The organism is Streptomyces sp. NPDC051214 (assembly GCF_040682375.1).
GTDB lineage: Bacteria > Actinomycetota > Actinomycetes > Streptomycetales > Streptomycetaceae > Streptomyces.
This window is the reverse complement of record NZ_JBFBAT010000011.1, coordinates 153,147-169,225: the sequence shown is the minus strand read 5'-3', so window position 1 is coordinate 169,225 and position 16,079 is coordinate 153,147. Positions and strand designations below refer to the sequence as shown.

Below are 16,079 nucleotides of genomic sequence, written 5' to 3'. Positions count from 1 at the left end.
CCTCCAGTTAGCGCTCCCCCTGGGTCAGCGCTGTGCGGGAGTATGCTGCCTGTATGGACTCCCAGGATCTGGCGTACGACGTGTTCTCCAAGCAGTGCCCCTCGCGCGGCACCCTGGAGCACGTCACCGGCCGCTGGGGCGCACTCACCCTGGGCGCGCTGCACGAGGGCACGTTCCGTTTCAACGAACTGCGCCGCCGGGTCGACGGCGTGAGCGAGAAGATGCTGTCCCAGACGCTGCACGCACTGGAACGCGACGGCCTGGTGCACCGCGAGGCGCAGCCCACGAATCCGCCGCGGGTGGACTACGAGCTGACCCCGCTGGGCCGCGAGATCACCGACCGCCTGATGAACCTCATCCACTTCGTGGAGGGCAGGATGGACGGCGTGCTCGAAGCGCGCGACCGCTACGACAAGCGGGCGACCGGCGGCCGCTGACAGCGCGGGCAGAAATAGCTGGAGCGATTCATCCAGGGGCGCCGGCGCATCGCCGTACCGCAGCGGCGGCACGGCTCGTCCTCGCGTCCGTAGGCGTCGAGCGACCGCTCGAAGTACCCCGACTCGCCGTTCACGTTCACGTACAGGCTGTCGAAGCTCGTGCCGCCGACAGCCAGCGCCGCGTTCATCACGTCCCTGACGTGGCCCAGGAGTTGGTCCGTGCGGGGGCGCGTGAACGTGGCCGTGGGACGCTCGTAGTGCAGCTTCGCCCGCCAAAGGGCCTCGTCCGCGTAGATGTTGCCGACGCCGCTGATCAACGACTGGTCGAGCAGGGCCCGTTTGATCGTCGTACGGCGGCGGCGCAGCGCGGCGTGGAAGGCCGCGTCGTCGAACTGCTCGTCCAGCGGATCGCGTGCGATGTGCGCGATGACGTCCGGCAGCCCGTCCGGGGTGTTCTCGTGCAGCGAGAGACCGCCGAAGGTCCGCTGGTCGACGAAGCGCAGCTCGGTGCCGAGCGCGTCGGCGAACCGCACACGGATCCGCAAGTGCTTCTCGTCGGGCGCCTCTTGGGGCTGGACGAGCAGCTGCCCGCTCATGCCGAGATGGGCGAGGATCGAGGTGCCGCTGTCCTCCAGCGGCAGCCACAGATACTTGCCGCGCCGCATCGCCGTACCGACCCGGTGGCCCTTGAGACGCTGCCCGAAGTCGTCGCCGCCCGCGAGGTGCCGCCGCACGGCACGCGGATGCCGCACCTCGACATCGGCGACGGTGCGGTGAGCCACCCAGCGCTCAAGCCCACGCCGGACGACTTCTACCTCGGGCAGTTCGGGCATGGGGGTCTTGACTCCGGGTGACGGGCGGGCGGGTGGGAAACCCGCCGCGAAGCGGCGAAAAAGGCTGGTGCCGGCCACCAAAAGGCGACCGGCACCAACAGTAAAGCGCTTGTCAGGCGGACGGAGCTTCGGAGCCCCCGTCAACCTTCACAGCAGCGGCAGCGGCATCGGCTTCCGCCGCCTTGATCCGCTCATCCGCGGCAGCGCGAATCTCGCGCCAGGCGGACTCCGCGGCCTGCTGCTCCGCTTCCTTCTTGCTGCGGCCGGTGCCGGTGCCGTACGAGACGCCTCCGACGCGGGCGGCAGCAGTAAAGGTCTTCTCGTGGTCGGGGCCGCTCTCCGTGACGAGGTACTCGGGAACGCCGAGGCTCTCGGTCGCGGTGAGCTCCTGGAGGCTGGTCTTCCAGTCCAGGCCCGCACCCAGGTTCGAGGACTTTTCGATCAGCGGGTCGAAGAGCCGGTGTACCAGCTCGCCCGCCGCGTCCAGACCCTGGTCCAGATAGACCGCGCCGATCACCGCTTCAAGGGTGTCGGCGAGGATGGATGCCTTGTCCCGGCCACCCGTGCCCTCTTCGCCCCGGCCGAGCCGGATGAAGAGGCCGAGTTCGAGGCCACGACTGACCTCCGCCAGCGCACGCGAATTGACCACCGCGGCCCGCAACTTGGCCAGCTGGCCTTCGGGCAGGTCGGGGTGGGTGCGATAGAGCGTGTCCGTGACGACGAGTCCCAGCACCGAGTCCCCGAGGAACTCGAGCCGTTCATTCGTCGGCAGACCGCCGTTCTCGTACGCGTACGAACGGTGGGTCAGTGCACGCACCAGAAGGGCGGACTCGAGTCTGTACCCGAGCCGCCCTTCCAAAAGCGTGTGGGACGAGGCCGTGTTTTCCGCCTGCTTCTTGGCGTTTGCAGCCTTTTCAGCGTTGGCGTCTTCCGCCATCTTGTGGCTAGACACGGTGCCTCTCACCAGCCGCTCAGACCTCGAGGACCTGGCGCTTGTTGTACGTGCCGCAGCTCGGGCACGCGATGTGCTGGAGCTTCGGCTCCTGGCAACGCTCACACGAAACCAGGGTGGGGACCGCAGCCTTCCACTGCGACCGGCGGTGGCGCGTGTTGCTGCGCGACATCTTCCGCTTCGGAACAGCCACGGCTACTTCTCCTGCTTCTCGTCGACGCCGGCTTCGGCGCCGCTCACGTCGTCCTTCTCGCCGTCCTGGATGGTCCCGGCGAGTCCCTGCAATGCCGCCCAACGAATGTCGACGGCGTCATGGTGGTGGTCCGGGTCGTCCGCGAGCCGTGCCCCACACTGGGAACACAGACCCGGACAGTCGTCCCGGCACACCGGCTGCATCGGCAGTGCAAGCACCACCGCATCACGCAGCACAGGCTCGAGGTCGAACAAGCCGTCCTCGAGATAGAGCCTGTCCTCGTCGTCCTCGGCGTCGTCGGCCGGTTCCGCGGTGCGGCCCCGGTCGTCGGCGTCAGGGTACGAGAACATCTCCTGGAAATCCGCTTCCACCTCAAGCTTCAGCGGCTCCAGACACCTTACGCACTCCCCCTCGGCCGACGCACGGGCGGTGCCTGTGACAAGCACCCCTTCCATGACCGACTCAAGGCGGATCTTCAGCTCGACCGGAGCGCCGGCCGGCACTCCGATGACCCCTTCGATGCCGAGGACGGCCGGCGAACCGGGCGCTTCGACGGAACGGGTCAGCCGCTGCAGCGCACCGGGACGCCGACCCAGCTCGTGTGTGTCGAACACGAGGGGGTTGCGGTGGTCAAGGCGAGCACTCAGGGCTTTTCCTGCTTTCGAATCCTGGAAGTTCAAGGGCCGCCCCAAAACGAGCTTCGCTCGTCAGCCGGGCAGCCTGGATCGCGGACGTACGCGCGACCGAAGAACCAGGATACTGGACCTTTCGCTCTCGGCCCAATCCGGTCCCGCGAGGAGCACGGACCCGGCCTCAGCGGCCCTGTTCGTACTGACGCAGCTGCTCCGCCGTGATCATGCCGGTGTCGAAGAGGCTGGTCTCGTCGAGCACGCCGGGCGCCTGGTGATGCTGCTGCTGCGGCTCCGCGTACCCCTGCTGCTGGGAGGGGTCGTACCCCTGCTGCGCGTAGCCGTACGGATCCTGCTGCTGGTAGGCGTACGGGTCCTGCTGGGCGTACTGCTGCTGGTAGCCGTACTGGTCCTGCTGCTGGTACGCGTACGGGTCCGGCTCCTGCTGGGGCGGCGCGTACGGCTGCTGGGCCGGGATCTGCGGGGGCGCCTGGGGAGGCTGCGGGGCCACCGGGGCGGGAGCCGCGGGGGCCGCGGGCGCCGTGGGGTCGGTGAGGCCCGCGAGGTACTCGGCGTCCGTGGTGTGCGCCTGGGAGCCCAGGCCGCCGTCGGCGAGGCCCGCCAGGTCGTCGGCGGGCGCGCGGCCGTGCAGGGTCTGGCGGCCGCGGCCGACCGCCTCCAGGGTCTTGGCGAGGACCGCCTCGAAGGCACCGAGCTTGGCGTCGACGTACGCGTCCGCGTCGCGGCGCAGCGTCTCGGGGTCGAGGCTGCGCTGGGGGGCGTCCTCGTCCTCGTAGCCCTGCTCGTCGAGGCCGGGACCGGTGCCGAGGAGCTTCTCGCGGCCGCGGCCGACCGAGCCGAGGGTCTTGGTGAGGACGACCTCGAAGTTGGCCAGCTTGCTGTCCACGTAGTCGTCGGCCTCGACGCGGACCTCCTCGGCGGCCTGGCGGGCCTCGGCGAGGATGCGTTCGGCCTCGCCCTGGGAGTTGCGGGCGACCTCCGTGTCGGAGATCAGCGAACCGCGCTCGGCGTGCGCGGTCTCGATGATCCGCTCCGCCTCCTGGCGGGCCTGCTCGACGAGCTGCTCGCGGCCGCCGATGAGCTCCTGGGCCTGGGCGAGGGAGCCGGGCAGCGCCTGGCGCACCTCTTCGAGCATCGACAGCAGATCGGCGCGGTTGACCACGCACGAGGCCGACATCGGCATGGACCGGGCACTGCCGACCGCGTCGACGATCTCATCGATCTTCTTCTGCACGTCCACCGTGTGCTCGCCACTCTCTACAGCTGGTTGGAGACGGACGGCACGACTGTAAGGCCAGTCGGCGGCCGTCCGACACCGGGTGACGGGCTGTCAGTTCGCCCGGGGGGCAGTCACTTCTTGCCGATGCGCTCGGTCAGCGCCTCGTGGACCACCGGCGGCAGCAGGTGGGCGACGTCGCCGCCCCAGGCCGCGACCTCCTTGACGAGCGAGGAGGACAGGAAGCTGTAGGTGGGGTTGGTGGGCACGAAGAGCGTCTCGACACCCGAGAGGCCGTTGTTCATCTGGGCCATCTGGAGTTCGTAGTCGAAATCGCTGACCGCGCGCAGGCCCTTGACGATGGCCGGGATGTCGCGCTGCTTGCAGAAGTCGACGAGGAGGCCGTGGAAGGACTCGACCTCCACGTTCCCGAAGTCGGCGGTCACCTCGCGGATCAGCTCGATCCGCTCGTCGACGGTGAACAGGCCCTTCTTCGACTGATTGATCATCACCGCGACGTGCACCACGTCGTACAGCCTGGAGGCGCGGGCGATGATGTCGAGGTGTCCATTGGTGATGGGGTCGAATGACCCCGGACAGACGGCGCGGCGCAACTGAACTCCCTCGCTCTCCGGTCCGGTCATGGCGCGATCACTGAGTCGTCGCACGTAGAGGCGGCGCGACCGTACCAAAACGTGCCTTCGCCGTAGCGACGGGACCTCAGTGCTTCGAAGCCGTCGGGCCAGCCGAATTCTCCGCCTCTGGTACTGCGTTCAACGGTGACGAGCGCATCGTCCGTGAGCCAGCCCCCGGCGCGGAGTGTGAGCAGTATCTCGCGAAGATCGTCGTCGGTGACGACGTACGGAGGGTCGAGAAAGACCAGGTCGTACGGGGTGGTGGGGGCGCCGCCCTGGATGATCTGGGCGGCTTTGCCCGCCCTGACCTCGGCGCCGGGCAGACCGATCGACTTCACGTTCTCCCGGACGGTGCGCACCGCGCGGGCGTCCGCCTCGACGAGCAGGGCGTGGCTTGCGCCGCGCGAGAGCGCTTCGAGGCCGATGGCTCCGGACCCGGCGTACAGGTCGAGGACGCGCGCGCCGTCCAGCGTGCCTTCCAGGGCCTGCCAGGTGGAGAACAGGCCCTCGCGCGCACGGTCGGTCGTGGGCCGTGTGCCGGTTCCCGGCGGGACGGCTAGGCGACGTCCGCCGGCCACACCGGCGATCACGCGGGTCATCTGAGTCCTTGTCGGTGTACGTACGGGTGGTCCGGCCCCAGTCTCTCAGTCCCGGTGGCCGCGCCGCCTGTCAGCCCTTGTCGAGGTACTGCTCGCGCTCGTCGTCCAGGAGGGCGTCGAGGGCGGTGCGCAGCTCGGGCAGGTGCTCCAGATCCGGGTCGGCCGAGACCACCGACACGGCCTCCTCGCGGGCCTCGGCGATGATCTCCTCGTCCTCGATGACGGCGAGCATGCGCAGGCTGGAGCGGACGCCGGACTGCGCCTGGCCGAGGACGTCGCCCTCGCGGCGCTGCTCCAGGTCGATCCGGGAGAGCTCGAAGCCGTCGAGCGTGGCGGCCACGGCACCGAGGCGGCCGCGGGCGGGGCTGGCCTCCGGCATCTCGGTGACCAGGAGGCAGAGGCCGGGGGCCGAGCCACGGCCGACGCGGCCGCGCAGCTGGTGCAGCTGCGATACGCCGAAGCGGTCGGCGTCCATGATCACCATGGCGGTGGCGTTCGGGACGTTCACGCCGACCTCGATGACCGTCGTGGCGACCAGGACCTGGGTCTCGCCCGCGGCGAAGCGGCGCATCACCGCGTCCTTGTCGTCGGGCTGCATGCGGCCGTGCAGGACCTCGATCTTGAGGCCGCTCAGCGGTCCGCGGGCGAGCTGCTCGGCGACCTCGATCACGGCGAGCGGGGGCCGCTTCTCGGCGGTGGCTTCGTCCTCGGCCTTCTTCTTGGCCTTCTTCGGGTCGTCGTCCTCATCGCCGATCCGGGGGCAGACCACGTACGCCTGGTGGCCGTTCTCCACCTCCTCGCGCACGCGCTCCCACGCGCGCGCCAGGAAGTGGGGCTTGTCCTCGGCGGGCACGACGTGGCTGGCGATCGGTGAACGGCCGGCCGGGAGCTGGTCCAGGACGGAGGTCTCCAGGTCGCCGAAGACCGTCATCGCCACCGTGCGCGGGATGGGCGTGGCCGTCATGACGAGGAGGTGCGGGGGCTGCTTGCCCTTGCCGCGCAGGGCGTCGCGCTGCTCGACCCCGAAGCGGTGCTGTTCGTCGACGACGACCAGGCCCAGGTCGTGGAACTGGACCTTGTCCTCGATCAGCGCGTGCGTGCCGATGACGATCCCGGCCTCTCCGGTGACCAGGTCGAGCAGGGCCTGGCGGCGGGCCGCGACACCCATGGAGCCGGTCAGCAGCGTGACCTTGGTGCCCTGGTCCGAGCCTCCGAGCATGCCGCCCTCGGCGAGCTCGCCCATCATCTCGGTGATCGACCGGTGGTGCTGCTGCGCCAGGACCTCGGTCGGCGCGAGCATCGCGGCCTGCCCGCCCGCGTCGACGACGGCGAGCATGGCGCGCAGGGCGACCATCGTGTTGTGCGTGACAGTGAAGTTGTCGGTGACATACGCCCTGCTCGGGTGGGCGACGCTGATGCACTGGACCGGCTTACGTCCGACGAACTCGACGCTGCGGATGCCTCTGCGGAAGGTGTTGTACTTCGGCCGGGTGCGCACGCGGTCCGCCTTGCGGGACAGCCTGAAAGGCGCGTACTCGTCGGGCAACGCGATCGACACGTTGAAGGCCGACCTCTTCGGCAGCACTCTTGCCCGGCCGCCGAGCGAGCGGACGAGCCACGCGACATCCTCAGCGAGCCTGGGCGATGCGGAGCACAGTGAGATGCTCAGTCCATTCGCCTGAATTGTGCCGTCCGTGTCCAGGAGGCCTTGCAGCAGAGCAAGTCGGTTCTTGATCGACGTGTTCTTGAACACGTCGGGAATGAACTTGCCGTGTGACGTCTCGCCCCAAAGTCCCAAGTCGCGCAGCTGCTGGATGACGGGGTTGCGGGTGCCTCCTGCCCGGTGGGAGAGCTGGATCGTATGGTCGCAGGAGGAGCCGCTCACCGGGACCAGCCGGCAGTCCGGCGCCACGGCAGCGGCCGCCGCGTCACGGATCTCGTCGTCGATGGTGGAAAGCCGCAAGTTGTGCCGGAACGAACCGTCACCCAGCAGCAGCCCGAAGAGGTACGGGTCGAGCGGTAGCTGAGCATCGGTTCCGAGATCGACCGGTGTCGCTGCGGGGAGGTACCACTTCGACGAACCGTTCGCCTTGTGCGGATCGAGGCGGATCTCTTTGGTCGTCAGCGTCTTGGGCGCCTGGCCACGGTGCCAGCCACAACTCGTGCCGACGATCCAGAGGTGCTCGTCGTCGCATTCCACAGAGCTGCCGTCGGAGAGGTTCAGTTTCCACACGTCCCGCTCGCCCTGCGGAAAGACGCCGTCGATCACGGCGATCTCCCCGGTGGGCACGACGACGGTGGTACCCACGCTCATGTCGCCCATCGGCCGAAAGCCCTCAGGGGTCAGAACCAGCGAATCGAGCGGCTGTGCCTTGCCGGAACCCACCTCGCCCTGGAGGAGGCGGTGCATCGGGTGTTCCGTCGCCAGGTCGTCGAAGATCTCCTTGCTGACCTTCTCCTGGCCCTCGGTGAGGGTGAAGGGCAGCTTGGCGTCGAAGGCGTCGAGCAGGCCGCCCTCGCGGGGGCGGCGGGCGGTGGCGGGGAGTTGCGCGTCCGCATACCTCCGGCGGGCCAGGGCCACTTGGAGGACGAAGGCCTCGTCCCACTTCAGGCGGGCGCGGGCGGACTCGATGTCCGCCTTGGTGTGCGGACGGTGGATCTTCAGGAGCGCTTCGGGGAGCGGGATCAGCTCCCGCCCCTCCCGCAGACTCGGCGGCAGCGGGTCGACGGCCTCCTGGGCGCTGGGCAGGACCGCGTCGACGGATTTGGCGATCTTCCAGGACTCCAGCTTCGCCGTGGCCGGATAGATCGGGATGAGGGCGCCCGCCCAGGAGTCGACCGCCTCGTCGGCGTCGCCCTTGAGCAATTCGTACGCCGGGTGTGCGAGCTGCATCTTGCGGTTGAAGACGGACGCCTTGCCCGCGAACATCGCGCGCGTGCCCGGCAGCAGGTCCTTGTGCGGCTTGTGGATGCCCCGGCCGAAGAAGACCAGTTGGAGCTGGCCGCTGCCGTCGGTGATGGTCACTTCGAGGCGCTGGCCCCTGCCGCCGTTGAACGTCAGGATGCGCGCCGTGGCGACCTGGGCGACCACCGTGACGTGCTCGTCCAGCGGGAGGTCGGCGAGGCGGGTGAGCTCGCCCCGCTCCGCGTACCTCCGCGGGTAGTGGTGCAGCAGGTCGCCGACCGTGTGCAGGTCCAGGTGCTCGGCCATCACCTTCGCGGTGGCGGGACCGACCACTTTCTTCAGGGGTTCTTCGAGCGCGGGCACGAGATCCATTGCACACCACGCCACTGACAATTCGGCGTACGTCCCCGAAATCCGCTGGTCAGGAAGGCCGGACGCCCGGCTGTCGCACGCTACTCCACGCCGATCAGCAGCAGCGCCGACTGGCGTCCGCCGCGGTAGACCACCGTGTCGACCGCCAGATGCACCTCACGCACATGCTTCTCCAGGTCGTCGCCGAGGCTGTCGGGAACGTCGTCACCGAGCACCAGCGTGACCATCTCGCCGCCCGCCGCGAGCATCCGGTCGAGCACGGACCGTGCGGTGCGTGTGGTGTCGTCGCCGATCAACGCGACATCGCCGTCGATCAGGCCGAGGACGTCCCCGGCCTGGCAGATGCCCGCCATGGTCCACGACTGGCGCTCGGCGACGGCCAGTTCGGCGTACCGCGTCGCGCCGGCCGCCGAGGTCATCGCGACGACGTCCTCGTCGAAGCGGCGGTCCGGCTCGTGTACGGCAAGCGCCGCGATGCCCTGGACCGCGGACCGGGTCGGGATCAGCGCGACCCGCACCCCTTCGGTGCGGGCCTGTTCGGCCGCGGCCGCCGCGGTGTGGCGCAGCTCGGCGTCGTTGGGCAGGAGCACCACCTCGCGCGCGTGGGCCCGCCTGATCGCCTCGACGAGCTCCCCGCTGGCGGGCGGCTCCCCGGGGCGCGTGGGCACGGTGGTCGCACCGGCGTCGGCGTAGAGCCCGGCGAGCCCCTCCCCCGGCACGACGGCGACGATCCCGCGCTGCACCCGCTCGCGGGGCGGCTGCGCGGCGCCCGCGGTGTGCGCGTCGCCCACCCCGAAGTGCGTGATGCGGATGCGGTGGGGCCGCCCTGCCTCGACGCCCGCCTCCACGGCGGCGCCGGCGTCGTCCACATGGACGTGGACGTTCCACAGCCCGTCGCCGCCGACGACGACGAGCGAGTCCCCGAGCCCGTCGAGGCGCGTCCGCAGCCGGTCGACAGCCGTGTCGTCGGCCTCCAGGAGGTAGATGACCTCGAAGGCGGGGGCCGCGCCGTCTGCCGGGGCGTCCTGGCACTCGACGGCGGCGCTGCCCGCGCTCTCGGCCGTCCGCGGGGACGCGGCCCTCGGCGGCAGCGTCCCGCCCGACAGAGCTCGTACGAGCGCTCCGAGCACGGCCACCAGCCCGCGCCCCCCTGCGTCCACCACTCCCGCGCGGCCGAGCACCGCGAGCTGCTCCGGCGTCGCGTCCAGCGCCCTGCACGCACCGTCGTACGCGGCCCGCGCCACCGTCCCGCAGTCGCCGTCGGCGCCCGATGCCGCGTCGGCGGCGGCGGCCGCCACCGTCAGGACCGTGCCCTCCACGGGGTGGGCCACCGCCTGGTAGGCCGACTCGGCGGCCCGGCGCAGCGCGAGCGCCAGCGCCCGGCCGTCGGCGTGATCAGTGTCACGGTCGGCGCCCAGGACCTGCGCCATGCCCCGCAGCAGCTGCGACAGGATCGTGCCCGAGTTCCCGCGGGCCCCGATCAGCGCTCCGTGGGCCATCGCCCGCGCGGCCTCGGCCAGCGTGGGGTGGGTCGGGTCCAGGCCGGTGAAGGCGGCGTCGACCGCCTGGGACGCCGATTCCACGGTCAGGTAGAGGTTGGTTCCGGTGTCTCCGTCCGCGACCGGATAGACGTTGATCGCGTCGATCTCCTCGCGGGCCCTTCCCAGGGCGTCCAGAGCGAGGCCGCACCAGGCGCGCACCGCGACGGCGTCGAGGTTCTGCGGCACCTGCTCGCCTCCTAAGGGCATCCGGAATGGACGCAGCGTAAACCGGGAAGGGCGAAAGGCCCGGGGCGGGGCCGGGGCGAGACATGGTAGTTTCGTTCTACCGAAGCAGTCGTTGTATGCTGCTCCGGTTGCCCGATACCCATCGGGCCAATCCTCCTGGCAACGCCACCCACGATCATTGCACTGATCCCGGCATGCCGGGATTACCCGTAAGTGCATCTGAAGTCTTGGAGTGACCCGTGGCTGCCAACTGCGACGTCTGCGGCAAGGGGCCGAGCTTCGGCAACAACATCTCGCACTCTCACCGCCGTACGTCCCGTCGCTGGAACCCGAACATCCAGCGCGTTCGTGCCGTGGTCAGCGGGACGCCGAAGCGGCTCAACGCCTGCACCTCGTGCATCAAGGCCGGCAAGGTCTCGCGCTGACGTCAGCGCGGCCACCTAGCTGGTTGCTGAAAGAGCCGGTCCCCTTCGGGGGACCGGCTCTTTCGTGTGCCCTCGCTCAGGCGCTCACTCCACGTCTCCGTTGTCCCCGAAGTGGTCCCAGCCCTTGCTGGTCCAGGGGGCGCCGTCCACCGTCACCTGGGGCAGGGCGGAGGGGTTGAGGACCTCGCCGATGACCTTCCAGCGGGCGGGCAGCTTCACGTCCGGCGGGAACGTCGCCACTATGGCGTGGTCCTCGCCGCCGTTGAGCACCCACTGCAGCGGGTCGACGCCGACCGCCTGGCCGATGTCGTTCATCTGCGAGGGCACGTCGACGTCTCCGGAGCGGATGTCGATGCGCACCTTGCTGGACTCGGCGATGTGGCCGAGGTCGGCGATGAGCCCGTCGCTGACGTCCGTCATCGAGGTGGCGCCGAGACCGGCGGCCGCGGGGCCCGCGTGGTACGGCGGTTCGGGCCTGCGGTGGGCCTCCACGAAGGCGCGCGGTGAGCGGAAGCCGCGGGAGAGCACCGCGTGCCCGGCGGCCGACCAGCCCAACCAGCCGGTGACGGCCACGACATCGCCGGGCTGAGCGCCCGCGCGCGTGACCGGCTCGTGGTTGCGCAGATCGCCGAGCGCGGTGATCGCGACGGTGATCGTGTCGCCCCGTACGACATCTCCGCCCACGACCGCCGCTCCCGCGACCTGGCATTCGTCCCGCAGGCCGTCCATGAGCTCGGTGGGCCAGCTGGCGGGGAGTTCGGCGGGCACGACCAGGCCGAGGAGGAGCGCGGTGGGCACGGCGCCCATGGCAGCGATGTCCGCGAGGTTCTGCGCGGCTGCCTTGCGGCCCACGTCGTACGCGGTCGACCAGTCGCGCCGGAAGTGCCGCCCCTCCAGGAGGATGTCAGTGCTCGCCACGACCCTGCGGTCGGGGGCCGACACGACGGCGGCGTCATCGCCCGGTCCGAGCCGGACGGCCGGGGTGGACGTGAGCCGGGAGGTGAGTTCCCTGATGAGCCCGAACTCCCCCAACTCGCCGACGGTTCCCTTCACCGGGACTCACCATGCCCTTTCACGCTGCTCGGCTCGCGGTCGCGAGCCGTCACTGTCATAGGTACGGTCGATATGACCGTCAACTTCTGTTGCCCGTCCACCGCGATGTGCGCGCCACAGCTCCCCCGGGTCTCCCCGTGGGAAGCGGCGACGCGGTACCGTGGCGTCCCTTCTCCCCACATGATCCTCGTGGCCGCCCTGGAGGTTCCGTGGTACAGGCGTACATCCTGATCCAAACAGAGGTCGGCAAGGCGTCGACCGTCGCCGAGCTGATCGGCAAGATCCCAGGAGTGATCCAGGCCGAGGACGTGACCGGACCCTACGATGTCATCGTGCGCGCCCAGGCGGACACGGTCGACGAACTCGGCCGCATGGTGGTCGCCAAAGTCCAGCAAGTGGACGGCATCACCCGCACCCTGACCTGCCCCGTCGTGCACCTGTAGCCCCCGTCTACCCTTGGCCGGTGAAGATTTCCCGTCGCCGGCGTCGCTGCCTCGTCTCCGCCCCCGCCCTCGCACTGCTGATCGCGTCCGCGGGCTGCTCCTCAGCAGACGAAGCGGTGAAGGCTGCGGTTCCCACCCCGGACAGCAAGGTCACCGAACTGTGCCGGAACCTGGACAAGCGGCTGCCGAAGAAGGTGGACGGTCTGGAGCGCGTTGATCCCGAGCCGAGGTCGGAGCTGACCGCCGGGTGGGGAGACCCGGCGATCATACTGCGCTGCGGTGTCGCCCGACCGCCGAAGATGAACGACCCCGAGGCGGACGGCGTGACGGCTGACGGCGTCAACTGGCTGATGGAGCAGCAGGACGACGGTTCGTTCCGCTTCACGTCCACGCTGCGCAAGGCGTACGTGGAGATCACGCTGCCCGAGGAGCGCGCGGGGAGCGGCGTGAGCCCGCTGACGGACTTCGCCGCCCCCGTCAAGAAGACGATCCCCAAGGGGATCGCCTAGCGCCTCGGCGCCCGCCACGGAGGGCGCTAGCGCAGCCCCGTCGACCGGTTGAGGGCCGCCTGGACGAGACGGTCCACCAGCTCGGGGTAGCTGACGCCGCTCGCCTCCCACATCTGCGGGTACATCGAGATGGGCGTGAAGCCCGGCATCGTGTTGATCTCGTTGATCACGAACCCGTCCTCGGTGAGGAAGAAGTCCGCGCGCACCAGGCCCTCGCAGGACGTGGCCTCGAAGGCGTCGACCGCGAGCCGCTGGATCTCGGCGGTCTGCTCGGGGGTCAGCGGGGCGGGCACGATCCCGGGCGTCGAGTCGATGTACTTCGCCTCGAAGTCGTAGTAGTCGTGCGACTGCACCGGCGGGATCTCGGCGGGCACGCTCGCGCGCGGCCCGTCCTCGAACTCCAGGACCCCGCACTCGATCTCGCGGCCGCGCAGCAGCGACTCGACGAGGATCTTGGGGTCGTGGCGGCGGGCCTCCTCGATCGCCTCGTCGAGGCCGTCGAAGGAGTCGACCTTCGTGATGCCCATCGAAGAGCCCCCGCGCGCGGGCTTGATGAACAGCGGCCAGCCGTGCTCGCCGGCGAACTCCGCGATCTTCTTGCGGGCGGTCTGCTGGTCGCGGTCCCACTCGCGCGGGCGGATCACCAGGTACGGGCCGACGGGCAGCCCGAAGGAGGTGAACACCCGCTTCATGTACTCCTTGTCCTGGCCGACAGCCGACGCGAGCACTCCGGCGCCCACGTAGGGCACTCCGGAGAGCTCCAGGAGTCCCTGGAGGGTGCCGTCCTCTCCGTAGGGGCCGTGCAGCATCGGGAAGACGACGTCGACCTCGCCGAGCGCCTTGGGCACGGAGCCGGGCTCGCTGTAGACGACCTCGCGGTTGCCCGGGTCCAGGGGCATCACCACGCCGCCCTCGGCCGATTCGGCAAGGGCGTCGACGTTGGGCACCTGCCGGTCGGTGATCGCCATGCGGTCGGGATCGTCGGCGGTCAGGGCCCAGCGGCCGTCCGTCGTGATGCCGATGGGCAGGACGTCGTACTTGGTGCGGTCGATGGCACGCAGTACGGCGCCCGCCGTGACGACCGAGATGCCGTGCTCCGAGCTGCGGCCGCCGAACACGACGGCCACACGCGGCTTGGGGCTCTGGGGGAGGTTCTCGCTGCTCATATCGGCTTGAGGGTACCCGCTGGCCCGGGGAGAGTCAGCGGCGCTCGGGCTTGGCGCTGCGCGACATCAGTTCCTTGAGGGCGACCACCGGGGGCGTGCCCTCGTGCACGATGCCCACGACCGTCTCGGTGATGGGCATGTCGACGCCGTGCCTGCGGGCCAGATCGAGCACCGACTCACAGGACTTGACGCCCTCCGCGGTCTGCTTGGTGACCGCGATGGTCTCCTCCAGCGTCATGCCCTTGCCGAGGTTCGTACCGAAGGTGTGGTTGCGCGAGAGCGGCGACGAGCAGGTGGCCACCAGGTCGCCCAGGCCCGCGAGTCCGGAGAACGTCAGCGGGTCGGCGCCCATCGCCATGCCCAGGCGGGTGGTCTCGGCGAGCCCGCGCGTGATGAGCGAGCCCTTGGTGTTGTCGCCCAGGCCCATGCCGTCCGCGATGCCGACGGCCAGGCCGATGACGTTCTTGACGGCGCCGCCGAGTTCGCAGCCGGCGACGTCCGTGTTCGTGTACGGGCGGAAGTACGGGGTGTGGCAGGCGGTCTGGAGGCGTTGCGCGATCGATTCGTCGCGGCAGGCGACCACGGCGGCGGCGGGCTGCCTCGCGGCGATCTCGCGGGCGAGGTTGGGGCCCGTGACGACGGCGACGCGGTCGGCGGCGACCTTCGTGACGTCCTCGATGACCTCGCTCATCCGCATCGCGGAGCCCAGTTCGACGCCCTTCATGAGGGAGACGAGCACGGTGTCGGGGGCGAGCAGCGGCGCCCACTCGGCGAGGTTGCCGCGCAGCGTCTGCGAGGGCACCGCGAGCACGGTGAAGTCGGCGCCGGCGGCGGCCTCGGCCGGGTCGGTGGTCGCCCTGAGGTGCTCCGGGAGTTCGACACCGGGGAGGTAGTCCGGGTTGCCGTGCGAGGAGTTGACGGCGTCGGCGAGTTCGGCGCGGCGGGCCCACAGGGTGACGTCGCAGCCCGCGTCGGCGAGCACCATGCCGAAGGCGGTGCCCCACGATCCGGTTCCGAAGACGGCGACCTTCACCGGGTTCGTCACTTGCTGTCCTCCGTGGTGTTCTCGGGGCTGTTCTCGGGGACGCCTGAACCGCTAGGGCCGGTCGCCTTGCGGCGTTGGGCGAGCCGCGCCTTGCGCGGGTCGTAGGGAACCGCGGGGGCCTTCTCCTGCCGGATCTCCTCGAGGAGTTCGGTGACCCCGGCCATGATCTCCTCGGTCACCTCCCGCAGGATCTCGGGGGTGGGTTCCTTGTCGTAGAAGCGCGAGAGGTCGACCGGCTTGCCCGCGAGGACCTGGAGCTTCTTGCGCGGGAAGAGGCTGAGCTTCTTGCTGTACGGGGGAAGCGCGAGGTTGGCGCCCCACTGCGCGACGGGGATCACCGGGCACTTGGTGCGCAGGGCGACCCGCGCGGCACCGGACTTGGCGGTCATCGGCCACATCTCGGGGTCCCTGGTGAGGGTGCCCTCGGGGTAGAACGCCACGCACTCACCGCGCTCGATCGCGTCGACCGCGGCACGGAAGGCGTCGAGCGCATTCGTGGTCTCGCGGTAGACCGGGATCTGGCCCGTGCCCTTCATGACCTTGCCGACGAAGCCGTCCTTGAAAAGGCCGTCCTTTGCCAGGAAACGAGGCACTCGTCCGGTGTTGTACTGAAAATGCGCGTACGAGAGCGGGTCGATATACGAGTTGTGATTCACCGCCGTGATGAATCCACCGTCGGCCGGAATGTGCTCCATTCCGCGCCAGTCCCGCTTGAACAGAACCACCAGCGGCGGTTTTGCGATGACCGCCGCCAGGCGGTACCAGAACCCGATTCTGCGGCGGGACACTCGGACACCTTCCTCCATGAACCTGGTCGGCCGCACAAGTGTCGCCCCAGGCTGTCTGTCTGTCGAGAACACCGTACGCCCGCCTCCGGAGCCCGGCCCCGGTAGTGCCCCGCCCAGCAGGTCACAATGGG

At 69.9% G+C, this 16,079-nt stretch carries 17 protein-coding genes; 4 read left to right on the top strand and 13 right to left on the bottom strand.

The window, feature by feature from the left end:
* Positions 1–53: 53 nt before the first annotated feature.
* Positions 54–437, top strand: a complete 384-nt coding sequence (locus AB0M70_RS28365; RefSeq protein ID WP_365824063.1) for a helix-turn-helix domain-containing protein — start codon at positions 54–56, stop codon at positions 435–437.
* Here AB0M70_RS28365 and mutM read toward each other — a convergent pair.
* The 9 genes from mutM to AB0M70_RS28320 form a co-directional block, all read right to left on the bottom strand.
* On the bottom strand, positions 407–1,270 hold the full coding sequence (gene mutM / locus AB0M70_RS28360) for a bifunctional DNA-formamidopyrimidine glycosylase/DNA-(apurinic or apyrimidinic site) lyase (RefSeq protein ID WP_365824061.1): 864 nt from the start codon (positions 1,268–1,270) through the stop codon (positions 407–409). The two genes, AB0M70_RS28365 and mutM, sit on opposite strands and share 31 nt — an antisense overlap.
* A gap of 112 nt (positions 1,271–1,382) precedes the next feature.
* Positions 1,383–2,234, bottom strand: coding sequence for a ribonuclease III (gene rnc / locus AB0M70_RS28355; protein ID WP_365824059.1), 852 nt, complete (start codon positions 2,232–2,234; stop codon positions 1,383–1,385).
* 7 nt (positions 2,235–2,241) lie between these two features.
* Positions 2,242–2,415 carry a 50S ribosomal protein L32 gene (rpmF, locus tag AB0M70_RS28350; protein ID WP_003965982.1) on the bottom strand — a complete coding sequence of 58 codons (174 nt, stop codon included), beginning with the start codon at positions 2,413–2,415 and terminating at the stop codon, positions 2,242–2,244.
* Between the two features lie 2 nt (positions 2,416–2,417).
* Positions 2,418–3,095 (bottom strand): DUF177 domain-containing protein, encoded by a 678-nt coding sequence (locus tag AB0M70_RS28345; RefSeq protein ID WP_365824057.1) that lies wholly within the window; start codon positions 3,093–3,095, stop codon positions 2,418–2,420.
* A 133-nt stretch (positions 3,096–3,228) separates the two neighbouring features.
* Positions 3,229–4,305 (bottom strand): cell division initiation protein, encoded by a 1,077-nt coding sequence (locus AB0M70_RS28340; protein ID WP_365824055.1) that lies wholly within the window; start codon positions 4,303–4,305, stop codon positions 3,229–3,231.
* A 110-nt stretch (positions 4,306–4,415) separates the two neighbouring features.
* Positions 4,416–4,895: a pantetheine-phosphate adenylyltransferase gene (coaD, locus tag AB0M70_RS28335; RefSeq protein ID WP_365824281.1), complete on the bottom strand. Its 480-nt coding sequence runs from the start codon at positions 4,893–4,895 to the stop codon at positions 4,416–4,418.
* Between the two features lie 26 nt (positions 4,896–4,921).
* The gene (gene rsmD, locus AB0M70_RS28330; protein ID WP_365824053.1) at positions 4,922–5,515 is read right to left on the bottom strand and encodes a 16S rRNA (guanine(966)-N(2))-methyltransferase RsmD; all 594 of its coding nucleotides are present in this window, start codon (positions 5,513–5,515) and stop codon (positions 4,922–4,924) included.
* Between the two features lie 70 nt (positions 5,516–5,585).
* Complete coding sequence (locus AB0M70_RS28325) at positions 5,586–8,792, bottom strand: helicase-related protein (RefSeq protein ID WP_365824051.1); 3,207 nt, start codon at positions 8,790–8,792, stop codon at positions 5,586–5,588.
* An 80-nt stretch (positions 8,793–8,872) separates the two neighbouring features.
* Complete coding sequence (locus AB0M70_RS28320; RefSeq protein WP_365824049.1) at positions 8,873–10,540, bottom strand: DAK2 domain-containing protein; 1,668 nt, start codon at positions 10,538–10,540, stop codon at positions 8,873–8,875.
* 218 nt (positions 10,541–10,758) lie between these two features.
* On the opposite strand from AB0M70_RS28320, the gene rpmB reads away from it, so the two are divergent.
* Positions 10,759–10,944 carry a 50S ribosomal protein L28 gene (rpmB, locus tag AB0M70_RS28315; RefSeq protein WP_160507429.1) on the top strand — a complete coding sequence of 62 codons (186 nt, stop codon included), beginning with the start codon at positions 10,759–10,761 and terminating at the stop codon, positions 10,942–10,944.
* An 84-nt stretch (positions 10,945–11,028) separates the two neighbouring features.
* Here the strand turns inward: rpmB and AB0M70_RS28310 are convergent, their stop codons facing one another.
* On the bottom strand, positions 11,029–11,997 hold the full coding sequence (locus tag AB0M70_RS28310; protein WP_365824047.1) for a thiamine-phosphate kinase: 969 nt from the start codon (positions 11,995–11,997) through the stop codon (positions 11,029–11,031).
* A gap of 209 nt (positions 11,998–12,206) precedes the next feature.
* On the opposite strand from AB0M70_RS28310, the gene AB0M70_RS28305 reads away from it, so the two are divergent.
* Both AB0M70_RS28305 and AB0M70_RS28300 read left to right on the top strand, forming a co-directional pair.
* Positions 12,207–12,440 (top strand): Lrp/AsnC ligand binding domain-containing protein, encoded by a 234-nt coding sequence (locus AB0M70_RS28305; protein ID WP_016642988.1) that lies wholly within the window; start codon positions 12,207–12,209, stop codon positions 12,438–12,440.
* 26 nt (positions 12,441–12,466) lie between these two features.
* Complete coding sequence (locus AB0M70_RS28300) at positions 12,467–12,949, top strand: DUF3515 domain-containing protein (RefSeq protein WP_365824279.1); 483 nt, start codon at positions 12,467–12,469, stop codon at positions 12,947–12,949.
* 26 nt (positions 12,950–12,975) lie between these two features.
* Here AB0M70_RS28300 and AB0M70_RS28295 read toward each other — a convergent pair whose 3' ends face one another.
* From AB0M70_RS28295 to AB0M70_RS28285, 3 genes are read right to left on the bottom strand one after another with little or no spacing between them, the layout of a single operon-like run.
* Positions 12,976–14,115 (bottom strand): D-alanine--D-alanine ligase family protein, encoded by a 1,140-nt coding sequence (locus AB0M70_RS28295; protein ID WP_365824044.1) that lies wholly within the window; start codon positions 14,113–14,115, stop codon positions 12,976–12,978.
* A gap of 34 nt (positions 14,116–14,149) precedes the next feature.
* A complete protein-coding gene (locus tag AB0M70_RS28290) occupies positions 14,150–15,160 on the bottom strand; it encodes an NAD(P)H-dependent glycerol-3-phosphate dehydrogenase (RefSeq protein ID WP_365824042.1) in 1,011 nt (336 codons plus the stop codon).
* Entirely contained in the window at positions 15,157–15,948 is a 792-nt protein-coding gene (locus AB0M70_RS28285) for a lysophospholipid acyltransferase family protein (protein WP_365824040.1), read from the bottom strand. The genes AB0M70_RS28290 and AB0M70_RS28285 overlap by 4 nt, the downstream gene beginning before the upstream one ends.
* Positions 15,949–16,079: the final 131 nt, after the last annotated feature.